Source organism: Mangrovibacterium sp., assembly GCF_041596335.1.
Classification (GTDB): domain Bacteria; phylum Bacteroidota; class Bacteroidia; order Bacteroidales; family Prolixibacteraceae; genus Mangrovibacterium.
Genome location: NZ_JBFHIT010000004.1, coordinates 1 through 14,353, shown reverse-complemented (window position 1 = coordinate 14,353; position 14,353 = coordinate 1). Strand labels below are relative to the sequence as shown.

Annotated in this window: 6 protein-coding genes; all 6 read right to left on the bottom strand. The window is 41.8% G+C overall.

Annotation, left to right across the window (positions count from 1 at the left end; translation table 11 throughout):
- Window positions 1–8: 8 nt before the first annotated feature.
- Window positions 9–3,485 (bottom strand): glycosyl hydrolase, encoded by a 3,477-nt coding sequence (locus ABZD21_RS02650; protein WP_372772703.1) that lies wholly within the window; start codon window positions 3,483–3,485, stop codon window positions 9–11.
- Window positions 3,486–3,507: 22 nt separating this feature from the next.
- Complete coding sequence (locus ABZD21_RS02645) at window positions 3,508–6,267, bottom strand: family 78 glycoside hydrolase catalytic domain (RefSeq protein WP_372772702.1); 2,760 nt, start codon at window positions 6,265–6,267, stop codon at window positions 3,508–3,510.
- 266 nt (window positions 6,268–6,533) lie between these two features.
- The gene (locus tag ABZD21_RS02640; protein ID WP_372772701.1) at window positions 6,534–7,973 is read right to left on the bottom strand and encodes a sulfatase; all 1,440 of its coding nucleotides are present in this window, start codon (window positions 7,971–7,973) and stop codon (window positions 6,534–6,536) included.
- A gap of 41 nt (window positions 7,974–8,014) precedes the next feature.
- Window positions 8,015–9,496, bottom strand: a complete 1,482-nt coding sequence (locus ABZD21_RS02635) for a sulfatase (RefSeq protein WP_372772700.1) — start codon at window positions 9,494–9,496, stop codon at window positions 8,015–8,017.
- Between the two features lie 299 nt (window positions 9,497–9,795).
- A complete protein-coding gene (locus ABZD21_RS02630) occupies window positions 9,796–11,298 on the bottom strand; it encodes a RagB/SusD family nutrient uptake outer membrane protein (RefSeq protein WP_372772699.1) in 1,503 nt (500 codons plus the stop codon).
- A 50-nt stretch (window positions 11,299–11,348) separates the two neighbouring features.
- Window positions 11,349–14,353 (bottom strand): SusC/RagA family TonB-linked outer membrane protein (locus ABZD21_RS02625; RefSeq protein ID WP_372772698.1); only part of this gene is annotated, 3,005 nt, incomplete at its 5' end.

Below are 14,353 nucleotides of genomic sequence, written 5' to 3'. Positions count from 1 at the left end.
AAAGTTTTTTAGCGAATTTCAATTTCCTTAGAAATTATTATTCGTACACGTCCAATTAAACCCGAAGGCAACAGCTTAGAATCTTTTCCCCAATGTTTGTATGCAGGAAAAGTGGTTCGTTTTGTTGGACGTTCGGTTTCATTAATTAACCAATCGGGCCATTGTTTTATTTTGTTTCCTGTTCGCTCATAATCTAAAGGCAATTGCTCGTCGCCAATTAAGCGATTGGGCCATAAATTGGTCACTCTTACTTCAAGCTTATTTGTTCCTTCCTTAACAGCTTTATCCATATTTATCCGGAAAGGTGCTTTCCATAAAATTCCCAGATTTTGTCCGTTCAGGATGACTTCGGCTATTTCTTTTACACTGCCAAAGTCGATTTCCAATGAAGTTCCGTCTTTCAGCATCTCTTTTGTAAGCGTAAACTCCTTTTTATATGAAGCAGTACCCGAAAAGTAACGAATGTTATCATCGGCGGATTCTGTCCAGGAAATCAACTTATCAAAAGTTGTTTTTTCAGCATTAGGGAACTGAAGCAGCCACGCTCCGCTTAGCTCGACAGGTTTTGGAACAGATTTGACTTCTAGTGTTTTTGTTTCCCCAGACGAAGTCGTATAAGTCAATGCTCCCGGATAAGGAGTGCGCCATAGGGTTTTACCATTTTTGTATACCAGCTTGGGTTCTGAAGTAGCTTGGGTTAGTTTTAGTTTACCTCCGTCAGGAACAGTATTGGTTTTTTCCTCTCCGTTTGTGGAATACACCAAACGTAAAGCTTTCTTTTTATTGTTGTCGGATATTTCATCAACGAGGCTGTCGGCTACCGGAATTTCCAACACACCTGAGGTAACCAACGATCTTATAGCTTCGGTTATATCATAAACTGGCTTATTGGCAGGAATACCGGGGACTCCTCGTTCAAACTTACCGAATACGGCTTTCCGGATTTTCAATTCCGCTTGACCGGTTGCATCCAGTATCAGGTACTCTGTTTCCATTGCATTTTTTGCAAGCACAACATTACCCATTTGGTATTCAATCCGCAATTCTTTTTTGTATCCAGGTGCCGGGTCGCACGAACAAAGATCGCGACCTGCACGAATATTCAGTGTATTGTTTTGGACACTGTTTGCAACAATTTCAGTCACATCAACCAAACCATCAGGCAGAAAAGTTCCGTATTCGGCTTTACTGATTCTTAAATCCGGAAGCGGATCAGCTTGGGGTTTTTGAAGTTCCATTGCCATGCTTTCAATATGACTTTCGGTTGCGATTGGATTTCTGAAAACAACAAATACAGAACCTTCCGCCTCCAATTGAATGTGCACACTTGTGGTTCCATCGCCATTATCCTTCCACACTGTGGCGTTTGTAATTTCGCCTGTTTCGGCATTCCACAGCTCGGGTTGCTTGCCGGCGACCCGAAAGCGGCATCGCTGTACCCTGCTTTCTTTTCGCGAGCTGGCCACAAAATAAATATCGGTTTCCTTTGTTTTTCGGTGGATATAATTCAGATTTTCCCGACTTCCTTCCTCGATGGAAAAATCAGGAGGAAGTGTTCCATTTTTCAGGAAATCCAAAACAGAGCCCTCTTTGACCAGGCTTGAATCCCACAATTCGGATGAAAGCTGCACTACTTGCTTGTCACATTCGGGATAATTTTGAAGACTTGGCGATTTCTGCGGTCTGGAACCAAATAATTTTGCACCCGACTTAGCCAACGTTTCGATTATTTTTAGTGTTTCGGGCGTCAACCAGGTGGTTTCAGGCAATACCAATGCCTGGTATTTTCCACCCACCGGAGTACAAATCAGTCCTTCTTCTACTGTTAACAGGTCTATTTTATTTGCGCCAATTAAATCATAATCATATCCCAAGGCTTTCAGCTCCGGCATAAGCAAACCATCGTTGGGCGAGGCTTCACCGGTAAAAACCAAAATATCAGCAAAACTTTTACCTTCCTGCAGAAGGAACTGACCTCGCGCAACATAATCCAGAAAAACTTTTCCTTCGTCCCACCAGGTGTTAAGGCGGTTAAAATCAATTCCAAAAGGACCTAAAGTCAGTCCGGGAGCTACATTCCAAGGTTGATGGATGTAGGTATGAAAAATAAAACGATTAATGCCTTGCGCCCAGGCCATATCGCCAATGGCCTTAAAGTTTGCCGGATGCCGTGTCCATCCTCCCATATCGGTAAATGCCTCGGCACCAACGATTGAACTGCCATTTAAATTGGCAATGGAAGCCACAAATTTAGGTGAATCGAAAAAAGCCAGCTCACCGCTCCAGTATTCGCACATGACAATATCGCCAGTCGCCCCAACCTGCATATTATCAAATGGTCCCCAATAAGGTTCTACCGAAAATTTCAGGTTATGCTCATGGCATTTATCCCGAAAATAGGCGTAATAGTTTTCAGCAATTAAATCGCCAATTGTACGGCGGAAATCCCAAAGAAAACGCTCTGACAGTTCACCGCTTTCCACATAATAACCGGCCAAAGCTGGTAAGAATAACGAACAATCGTATCCACGAAGCCGGTTAAATTCGTTTGCAAAACCAGGTGTCCAGTTGGTGGCTCCTACTTCGTAACTATCAATCAAACAATTTGTGAGAACAGAGCCAACCAAAGTATCCAGCTTTTCAATGATTGGACTGATTGCAGCCGCCCAAAACACGTCAACAGCTTTTCTGCTCATTTTATCACACTCCAGGCCTTGCCCACCAAAGGGCGCAGAGATGTTCTTATGCCCCGTTGGCGTATGGCCCATTCGCAAAATAATCCAGTCGCCTTCCGGAACATTCCATTCCAACATCCCATCAAGGGAAAATTTATCAGTCAAATCGATGATGTCCGCTTGATGCACCAAAGCAGATTCAGGAATTGGTTTAGCATCCGGGGCAAGGTGGTTGCGCACTCTGTCCGACAGGTTTTTGATATCCAGCTCTTCAATACGTTCATCTGTTTTAGGCTTCGGGAAAGCCAGTACCGCAATGTCTTTGTAATAGTTTAAGCGTGTTTCAGGCTGAGGCAAAAAGTCATTAAATGTTTTGCCACCTTCAACCGCCACTTCGCTAAAAACCAGCGTTTGCATGGCCTTTTCGGGCGTAATCCATGGGCCACCACTCGACGACCAGCCCGGGCCATTGTGAAATGCCAGTTCAAGCCCTAAACGCTGGGCTTCGGAAGCTGCAAATTGAAACAGCTCCAACCACTCATCGCTTAAATAAGTTGCCGACCCTTGCGGCTCACCGATACTGGCACTAAAAAGTTGAGCCTCCTGAATGCCGACTTTTTTCATCGCCTCCAAATCGGCTGTGATTCCTTCTCTGCTGACATTCCCATTCATCCAGTGCCACCAGGTGCGGGCTTTAGCTGAGGATGGTGGGTTTTTAAAATTGTCTTCCAAAAAAACACTCCCTTTTTCCTGAGCAAATAAACCCAGTTTTAGAAGCAGTATAAAAGCTATCTGCAAAAAAAATTTCATCTGTTTATGTTCTAATGTCTAATTATAGTTTCGACTCAAAAACATAGTTGCCCGGCTGAACTTCCAGTTCAAAACTGTTTTTGGCTTTCTTTATCAGTTTGACCTGCGCATCTTCAGCAAAATCAATTCCATCCAGAATCAAACTTTCGTCCGTATTTGCAGGTATCACAATCTTTGCCGTTGTATTTGGTGGCACCGTAGTTTTCAGTTCAAACACTCCATTTTCTATTTTCCATGCTGAGCTTACTTTACCATAAGGCGTATTGTAAGTTGCTTCGGCTGATGTCAGTGGCCCACCCGTTAGCGGAGCAATCTGTATTTCTTTGTAACCCGGCTTTAAAGGTTTTATTCCGGCAATTCGTTCGTACATCCATTGTCCGATTGCACCGTAAGCATAATGGTTGAACGAATTCATCCCTCCTTTATTGAATCCATCCTGGTGTGTATAACTGTTCCAACGTTCCCACATGGTTGTGGCGCCCTGATTGATGGAATAGAACCACGAAGGATAAGTTTCTTTAAACAGCATCTCGAACATGAGATCCGGTCTGCCAATTTTTTCGAGCACAGGAGCCAAAAGCGGTGTTCCCAGAAAGCCGGTGCGCAAATGATAATCCGCTTTTTCGATTTCGGCGAGTAAATGCGGAATGGCCTGCTCTTCCATTTCCGGAGAAAGCAGATTAAAACCAATAGCCATTAAATAAGCAGTTTGGGTGGGTTTCCCTTGGCTCACACTTCCATCAGCATTAAAAAACCGGTTTTGAAAAGCAGTCTTTATTTCGCTGAGCCAGGATTGCAGCATGGCCACATCATCGGTTAATCCCAATACTTTAGCGGTTTGCAAGCTTAAGTCAACCGACCGTGCATAATACGCTGTATTCACCAATTTTTCATCGGTTTCGCCCTTGCGTTCATCGGTTGGATGTTCAGAGTAGGGTTGAAGCCAGTCGCCATAGGTGAACATATCAACAATATGATTTTCAGATACTGAGCGATAATAATTTATCCACCCCAGCATCGTTTGATAACTGTCCTTCAATATTTTCTCGTCGCCTGTGCGGAAATACGTTTCCCAGGGGATAATCGTTGCGACATCGCCCCATCCTGAAGAAACACGTTTTCCGTCAATGTCGGGCACTACGATGGGTATCGAACCATTTTCTCGCTGATCATCGCGTATACTTTGCATCCAACTGGCCCAGAACGAATGTGCATCGGCAATAAAAAGTGACGTGGGAATAAAAACCTGTGCATCGCCGGTCCAGCCGGCACGTTCATCGCGCTGCGGACAATCGGTTGGAATGTCGAGAAAATTACCACGCAGGCCCCATTCAATGTTATTTTGCAGTTGATTCAACTTGGCATGAGATGAAGAAAAAGTACCGGACTTATCGAAATCAGAATACTGAACCAATCCGGATACCCAAGATTTTTCGGGTGTCACACTTTCATCAAAACCACTCAATTCAACATACCTGAACCCGTGAAATGTAAACTTTGGATACCACTCAATGACTCCGTCTTTTTCGGGCAAATAAAAATCGGTTGAAACGGCACTACGGTAATTTTTGGTGTAAATCTCCCCATTGGGTTGAAGCATTTCGGCAAATCGGATTGTTACCTTTTGCCCTTCTTTAACCGGGATGTTTATTTGGGCCACACCAGCCATATTTTGCCCCAAATCGAACACAAAGTTTCCTTTAGCAGGTTCTGTAATTGCAAGTGTTGGCAAAGTTATTTTTGTTATTACCGGATTGTGACGTTTGGGAGTTAATTTTACTTCGTCTGAGATTGGCTCTTCCACCACTGCAAACCAAGAGGAGTCATCAAAACCGGAAGTACTCCAGCCTGGTATTTCCAAATTGGCATCGTAACTTTCGCCATCGTACAAGCTTGAATATTGTATTGGGCCGTTCACCGTGCCCTTCCATGAGTTGTTGCTGGTAAACGTTTCTTGCTCTCCGTTTGTATAGGTCACTTCAAGTTGAGCAAGAAGCTGAGGACTCTGGGCTGCATATCCACGAAAGATGAAACGACCTGCATACCAGCCTTCGGCAAGTTCAACACCTAGTGTATTTTCTCCTTTGCCAAGCAATGTGCTTACATCGTAAGTCAGGGTCTCAATGCGTTTTTGATAAGATGTCCACCCTGGGGATAGAACATCATTGCCTACTTGTTTGCCATTAATGTGCGCTTGAAATAGCCCTTTTGCCGTGATATAAAGGCGGGCGCTTTCAATGTCATCCCGAACTTCTATTTTTTTGCGTAAATACTGAACCCTGTGTACCTTCTTCCCGATTTCATCTATTTCAACCGCATTTTCATCAGGCAGGCTAATCCATTCTGCTTGCCAGTCGCTGTTATTCAATAATCCTAACTCAAAAAAGGCAGTTTCGCTCCATTCTGACTCATTCCCTTCATTGTCCCAAAACTTTATTTGCCAGTATCCTTTTTGTTTCGATAACAATTTTTCACCACCATACTTTACAAACAGAGTTTGGTCTGTTTCTACTTTCCCACTTTTCCAAAGATCAGCTTTATTTGGTAGTAATTCCGGTGAACTTGCTACCACAATGGAATAGGCACTTTGCGATTGAACACCTACGGGTATTTTCCAGGAAAAGGTAGGAGCATCATCGTAAAACCCAAGAGGGTTTGTAAAACCTTCGCTTATCTGTAAATCAAAAGGTTCTATGGTTCTTTTATTGTTATTACACGAAATAAAAACTAAGAGCATTATTGCCCCCCTTAAATAGCTAATTGTTTTGGTGTTTTTTCTCATGATCTATCAGTTATAGTTTTCGCCATCATTTTCTTAATCGATTATTTGACGATTTACTCTACTAATTTTACCATCTGTTATTGTTGAGCTTAAACAACCGGCAACTTGCAGATAAAAAAATCCTCAACTTCATATTGTTAAATTTTCCAACAAGAAATTCATAGAATGAATCGTAAATATATATTGATAGCGGAGCTCAAACGTCTGACTCCGCTTACACTATTCTGATTATACAAGTGGTACATGATAAAGCTACATTTTCCGAACTAATGGTCGGTATTTGCTGGACGGGTATCAATCAAAAAGTCTTTTCCCCACCGTTCACGGAGTTCAATAGATAGCTTAGATACGATTTCTTTATATTCACTTTTTTCAGCCAAATTATCCAACTCTAATGGATCTGATTTGTGGTCAAAAAGCATACGTGCATACGCTTCACCCTTGTCATCTGTCCATTCCGTGTAAAATAAATCTCCCTTTATTAAAGTTACAGCATCCTTGAATTTACTAACCGCCCAATCTTTATCACTAGTACCTCCATTAATTATTGGGACAAAACTTTTACCTTCTACAGTCTTCGGAATTTCCAAACCCGCCAGTTCGCACAAGCTGGGATAAACATCAATGTATTCGGTAATGGCATCAGTTTTCTCACCTTTTGTTTTGCCCGGAACTTTTATCATTAAAGGTGTACGCAAAGCTGTTTCAAACGTGCAATGTTTGCACCAAAGCATATGATCTCCGAGGTTCCAGCCATGATCGCCCCATAAAACAACAATCGTGTTTTCGGCCAAACCAAGATCTTCCAATTCTTTTAATACCTTTCCAATTTGAGCATCGACATAACTCACACAAGCATAGTAGCCGTGAATAAGCTCTTTTGCCATTTCGTTCGACAATTTCTCTTTTTGCGGAATACTTGTATACTCTCGTAACTCTCCGTAGTTGTGAAATGCCTGACGAGGTGTGGTTTCAGGTTGCAGATAACTATCCGGGAGTTCTATTTGCTCTCTGTCGTACAAATCCCAGTATTTCTTCGGTGCGTTAAACGGAAGATGTGGTTTCATAAACCCCAGTGCGAGGAAAAAGGGTTTTTCATTAATTTTAAGTCTGCGCAAATCTTCTATTCCTTTTAGGGCAATTCTGCCATCAAAATAAACAGAATCATCTGCCTCCACCATTTCGAATGGTTTACCATAGTCTGTTAAAGCAGTAAGCTGTACATTTTCGTCCAACTGATAGTCGCGTATGTTCCCCTCCGGAAACCAAATATTATCCCAGGCCACACTATCATCCATATTATGATGATATATTTTTCCGTTTGAGATGGTTTTATATCCATTCTGCTTAAGCAGCATAGGTAAAGATATTGCCTCCGGATAATCATGGTCTTTCTCGGTGAAGGCATTAATAAACCGATAGCGGGTTGGGCGGGTTCCCGTTAGCAGACTCGCACGCGAAGCCCCACACACCGGAATATTACAATAGCTACGATCAAAAATCAGACTCTCATTAGCCAATTTATCCAGATTGGGCGATTTTATGTGCTGGGCGCCATAGAAATTTAGCTCAGGGCGCAAATCGTCAACAGCAATAAACAGGATATTGGGCTTTGTATTTGACTTGGAAGGTACTGATTTCTTTTGACCACAAAAGGAAAAAAGTAAGACTACAACTAACACAACACTAAGCTTTACGTATTTCATATTTTTTATTTTGAAACATTCTTCATACTGATAGCAGCGAACTACCAATGATTAATTATCAAATAATCTTCTTTACGTAGCGTATTCTTTATGGAATCTGGGATATTTCGCGTTGGTGTATCTTGATCCAACTTAAATCCGTTTTCCCCTTTAGCGCTAATGAGTGGCATATATCCAACTTCTTTGTTTAAGAAATCACCTTGAGACTCCATCCATTTAAATAAATCTGTTTTTAACCTGTTTTTGATATCTTGATGGTTTGCATCTTTAATCAGGTTATTCTGCTCAAAAGGATCATTTTGTAAATCATACAGTTCTTCGAAGGGTTCATTTTTATGTGCCATTGCACCCCTGCGTATAAAGTAATTTACCTGAGGTATGTTGCCAATGTTTTGCTCCATAACCTCAATAGAATTGAAATTCCGAATGTATTTATAGCGTTTGTCACGAATCATCCGCGAAGGAAAAACTTCAGAATTTAAAATATTTTGATTCGTTCTTACGCCATAAACATAGGTATGTATTTCTTTATCTTCGCCGCGAAGCAAAGGTAAAAAGCTCTTTCCATCCAACTCATCAGCAGGCTTTCCACCAGCAATATCCATAAAAGTGGGGAGAACATCTACATAGTGGACCAATTGAGCTGACTTTGTTCCGGGCTTAATCACATTAGGCCAACGGGCCACAAGAGGCACTCGAAGCCCCACATCTTTCACGGTAAACTTTCCAGAAACACCATGATCGGCACTGTAAATAAATAGCGTATTGTTTTTATCTAAATACTTATCTACATAAGTCAACACGCGCTCCAGCTGGGTATTATCTTCCTGAATGCTTCGGTAATAACCGGCTTTCCTTTTTACAAATGCAGGGTCTGATTTTTTATTTTCATCAAAGGGAAAGAACTCAATATCCTCAGCGTTAAAATTTTCTACATTAAAGTATTCGGCATGTGGATAATAAGAAGCGATGTACATAAAAAAAGGCTTTGTAGCCAGCTTCATGTAAGCTTCGATACTATCTAGAGGAATATACTCTCGGGGTACCCCTTCCTTATGTACAGCGTCCCATTTTTTATCCCAGTCGAATACCGAACCTGGGTTAAGGTGACTTTTACCGGCACGCACCACCTCATACCCCAGAGCACGCATTCGTTTGCTTACACTCTCAATATCAGGCTTTACTGCGGTGTGGTTGGCAAAGCAACCATTTTTTAATGGATATAAACCCGTTAGTAGTTGAGAGCGACTAGGGGCACAAATTGCCTGTGCTGTAAAAGCATTCTCGAACAAAATACCTTCGCGCGCCAAGCGATCAACGGCAGGTGTATATACCTTATCATTTCCATAACATCCATAATCATAAATGTCCTGATCATCGGCTATATAAAAGATAATGTTTGGCTTTAGCCCATTTTCATTCGTACTTTCTTCATTTTTCGTATTGATTTTACAAGAGCTGCCAAACCCGAATATCAAAATTGACAAAAGTCCGATCAGCACAATCGATTTAGCTTGTTTCATAGTGCACATTTTACTACACATTTATTTTTTATTTTTTAGTAGTACTATTTAATCAGAATATCAATGCCTTTCTTCTTCTTCAATATTAAGCACATAATCACCTGAAGCTAGTGTAAAATGATTTGTTTTAACAGCTTTAGTATTCAATTTCATTTGATCTGCGGTATAAGCAGGCAGTTGAACCTGAACCGTACTGTTTTCTGGCACAGTCAGCGATCATCCCAGGATTTAAATCAAATCAATGCCCTGGGATAACCGCTGACAACTAACCAGACGAACTATTTAAAACTAATTCTCCTCTAAAAATGCGGACTTAAATCTGACTCTGATGCCGGCAATGCGTAGGTTAAACTAATATCCTGAAATCCATGTGGATAAGGAGTCTCTCCTTCAGGGAAATAATAGTCCCCAGGATTAGCCTTAACTCTTTGACCATAAGCTGTTATAACACTCACCGCCCTTCCTGTTCTAACCAGGTCGTACCAGCGCTTGTTTTCAAAGGCTAATTCTACGCGGCGTTCTTTAAAAATGGCTTCACCCACATCTCCGATAGGTTCATCCAACAAACCAGCACGTGAACGCACCTGCATTAAATATCCCATTGCACCCGGTTTGTTTTGTTCGTCCAAGACTTCTGCCAAGGCCAGAAGAACCTCGGAATAACGGTAAACCGGCCAGCTCATTCCATGATTGCCATCTAATGCATGCGTTTTTGCATACTTTTTAATGTAGGGATAAGTGCCATCTCTCCATAAACCATTGCTTAGAGTTATATAACCAATAGATGCATCTTTCCTGTCATCACCATCTTCATAAGCGGCAATAATGTCCGGAGTAGGAATATTGTTTCCTTCGTTGGTTATATTTAAGGCATTTGAAGTTCCTGTAAGTGACTGAACTTCTTCTGCCGTTATTGGTCTTGGAATCATATGGTAAAACCAACTTCCACTCAAACCTTCTGAGCCCTCTTTGTATTGAATTTCGAATAATGATTCTACATTATTTTTATTTGAAGAACTTTCAGAGAAAGCCTGAGCATAGGTTGGCATTAGTTCATACTCATCACTACTGACAATTTCAAGCAGTTGGGTTTCTGCATCACCCCACTTTTCTTGATTCATGTAGGCATCGGCCAATAACATTCTGGCTGCTCCCGAAGTCGCCCGACCGGCTTCCTGCTGTGATTTTGGAGGTAACAATTGAATAGCCGCTTTCGCATCCAGCTCAATTTGTTCATACAGAGCCGCGGCATCAGATACAGGTAATGCTGCTTCCTGGCGATTTGTAACTGGGACCAAGTGTAGCGGAGCTTTCCCAAACAGGCGTACCAATTCGAAATATGAAAAGGCGCGTAAAAAAAGTGCTTGCCCTTTTAAATTGTCTTTCACGTCCGCATCAAACTCTGCCCCATCAATCGTTACCAATATTTGATTGGCTCGGGCAATAATTTGAAACAAATCGACGTAAGCATGTTTTACATATAGATTCGCGGTTACACCATTGGCCGTTGGAACGGCATGTTGTGCTACATCGTGCCATCTATCGCGAGCTCCGAACTGAGCAAGCCGCTGAAAGATTGAATTATCTGAATGCATTTCTGTTAGAACCCATATGCCACCGCCTTCATGGTTATTAAGTAAGCGCAACGGAGCATAAGCACCATTAACAGCTTGTGTAAAATCGGCCTGAGTTTTATAAAATGTCGGCACACTTAACGACTCTTCAGGATATATCGTAAGGAAGTCATCGCAGCTCGTTGCAAAAAGACTTATTAGCCCGAGCAATATGAATATTTTTTTCATCTTAATTGTTTTTAAAATTAACGTGGTTTTAGACCTATTGAAGACTGTTATTAGAAGTTGATATTTACCCCAAAGTTATAGATACGAGGTACAGGATATCCTGACCAATCAACTCCCTGGCTTAAGTTTCCACCATCATCCTGTCCGTTTGGACTAACACTTACCTCGGGATTTGGCCCCCCCCAGTAATTGGTGAATATATGCACGTTTTGAACAGAAGCATAAATACGTGCTGATTTGAAAAACTTCCCTTTGCTATTGTAGGTATAACCCAACGTAATGTTACGTAGATTTAAATAAGACGCATCTGCAATCTCGCGGTCATTGTTCCAGTCCCGTTCAATCCCGGTTACACGTCCACCACCTACGGTAGTACCATATTTACCTTTTCCCGGGTTTTCTTCCGATCTCCAGCGGTATTTCACTTCATCTAAAAGATTGAAAACACCATCAAGGTTCGCGGTTGTAACCATCGTGCGGACCATCACTTCTGCACCATGCGAACCTGTCATTAAAATGGAAAAGTCCCAGTTTCCATAGTTTAATGTATTCGTCATCCCATATTCAAAATCAGGAAACGGATTTCCAATTATTGTCCGGTCATCGTCATCACCACCTCTGGTAATCACGCCATCTTTGTTCACATCAACCAATTTTATACTTCCAATGGTTGAACGACCGGGTACAACAGGTGAGTTATCCAGATCTTCCTGATTCATATAAAGGCCATCCGCAATACTCCCATAAAACTGACCAAATGGTTCTCCAACTTTTGTGATGTGGAAAGCTCCGTAAACCCGGTCAATTCCTTCGGCTAGCTTTTTTACTTCATTTCGGTTCACCGAAATATTGGCGCTTGTTGTCCATTTTAATTTACCGGTAGTATTGATGGTTTTTAGGCCCAATTCGTGTCCCCAGAATGCAATCTCACCAATGTTATCACTGAAAATACTGAACCCGGATTCCAATGGCACTTGCACGTTGTACAATAAGTTCGTAGTTCTTTTATTATAATAGTCGTAAACTACCGAAACACGGTTGTTGTATAAACTCAAATCGAAACCAATGTCGAATTGTTTGGTTGTTTCCCAGCCTAAATTAGAATTCGCCATTGAGCTTACAGCCGAACCGGCTGCAAAATTATCGTTGAATGCAGCGCTTGCCGTATTGTCAACCAAGGCATATTGTGTATAGTTCCCAATGTTGTTATTACCTGTAACACCATAACTTGCCCTTAGCTTCAACAAAGATATTGCCGCCGCATTAGCCATGAAATTTTCGTCCGAAGCGATCCAGCCTACTGATACGGAAGGGAAGGTACCCCATGCATTTTCGGATCCAAAACGTGAAGAACCATCAGAACGAATGGCAGCAGTCACTAAATATTTCCCCTTGTAACTATAGGTTAACCTTGAAAGGAAAGAAACCAAACTCCATTCATCAACAATATCTTGCGTGCCAGTGCGATTGATATTTGTTGCCGTTTGCACAAATGGCAAGCGGTCATCGGAGAAGTTATCCATGTTTAATTGAAACCTGTCCTGACGAAATTCTTGTATGGTTGCGCCACCAAGTATAGAAAAATTGTGGTTTCCTAAACTTTTAGTATAAGTCGCGGTATTCTCATTCAACCATGATAGATTACTAAACTCATCTCTTGTTGAAGTAGAAGTGGTTGGGATACCAACATTTATCCGATAGGTAGCAGTAGATGGGTTAAAGAATTTGAATTTGGAATTCGTAAGCTGGGCATTCATACTCGACTTTAATACTAAACCTTCAATCGGTTTATATTCCAGATATCCGGTTGAAATCAAGTCTAAGTCTTTTGTTTCATTAACCAACTCCTGAGCAGAACGCACCCAGTTTGGGTAAGAAAAAATATTCCCAACGTTTGCGGGGAGCTTATTAAAAAGAGTCAATTCTCCATTGTCGTCATATATTGGCATCATTGGCCATGTATGCAAGGCATTAAAAAGAATCCCATTACCACGGTTACCATCAGTACGTGGTGTGTTATCCTTAATATAAGATGGAGCCAGGTTAAAACCAATGGTTACTTTATCCGAAATATCGTAATCCATATTTAACCGAAGTGAATAACGTTCGTAATCCGAATTAATCACCACCCCTTCTTGCTTGTAAACCCCAGCCACGGCAGCAGTTCTCAGTTTATTTGTATTTGATGTAACCGTTAAGTTGTAACTCTGCACCGGTGCTGTCTGCAGCAGGGCATCGTACCAATCGTTGTTTTTGCCTTCGTAAATCGATGGATTTTGGAACATCTCAGGTACCGGCTGGCCTGCATCCTCGTAGAATTCCTTCTTAAACTGGGCAAATTCAACGGCATCCATCATATCAATTCGTCCGCGTTCTGGCACCTCCTGTATTCCGTAGGATACATCTAAACTGACGTTTGTTTGACCGGGTTTTCCCTTTTTAGTTGTGATCAGAATTACACCATTGGCAGCTCTGGATCCATATAAGGATGTAGATGCAGCATCTTTCAACACGGTAATATCTTCAATCTCATCCGGATTAATTTTATTTATACCACCTACAATCGGGAAGCCATCAACCACATAAAGCGGTTCGCTACCTGCCGATATGGAGAACTGACCACGAATACGAACATTCATTCCTTCACCCGGCTTACCTGTGGTTTGTTTAATTTGAACCCCGGCCATTTGCCCTTGCAGTTTTTGGGTAATCTGAGAAACAGGTAGATCCTTCAGCACCTCCGCATCGACAGTTTGTACAGAGCCACTAACCTCTCTTTTTACTTGAGTTCCATAACCAATGGCCACAACCTCATCCAGCCCAATTGCATCGGCCAACAGGGTTACATTTATTGTCGTTTGGTCACCTACGGTAATTTGCTTTGTTACCATTCCAACAAATGAAAACACCAACACGTCCTCAGCCTTGATTGATGACAAATTAAATTTCCCATCTAAATCTGTAATCGTTCCATGAGAAGTTCCCTTTATCACTACGGTAACTCCGGGAAGTGGCTCACCGGTATTGTCGGTAATCTTCCCTGAGACAGGTTTTT

Bases quoted from the DNA above. Each gene is read 5' to 3' on its own strand.
- ABZD21_RS02650 (WP_372772703.1), bottom strand. From the start codon at position 3,485: ATGAAATTTTTTTTGCAGATAGCTTTTATACTGCTTCTAAAACTGGGT.
- ABZD21_RS02645 (WP_372772702.1), bottom strand. From the start codon at position 6,267: ATGAGAAAAAACACCAAAACAATTAGCTATTTAAGGGGGGCAATAATG.
- ABZD21_RS02640 (WP_372772701.1), bottom strand. From the start codon at position 7,973: ATGAAATACGTAAAGCTTAGTGTTGTGTTAGTTGTAGTCTTACTTTTT.
- ABZD21_RS02635 (WP_372772700.1), bottom strand. From the start codon at position 9,496: ATGAAACAAGCTAAATCGATTGTGCTGATCGGACTTTTGTCAATTTTG.
- ABZD21_RS02630 (WP_372772699.1), bottom strand. From the start codon at position 11,298: ATGAAAAAAATATTCATATTGCTCGGGCTAATAAGTCTTTTTGCAACG.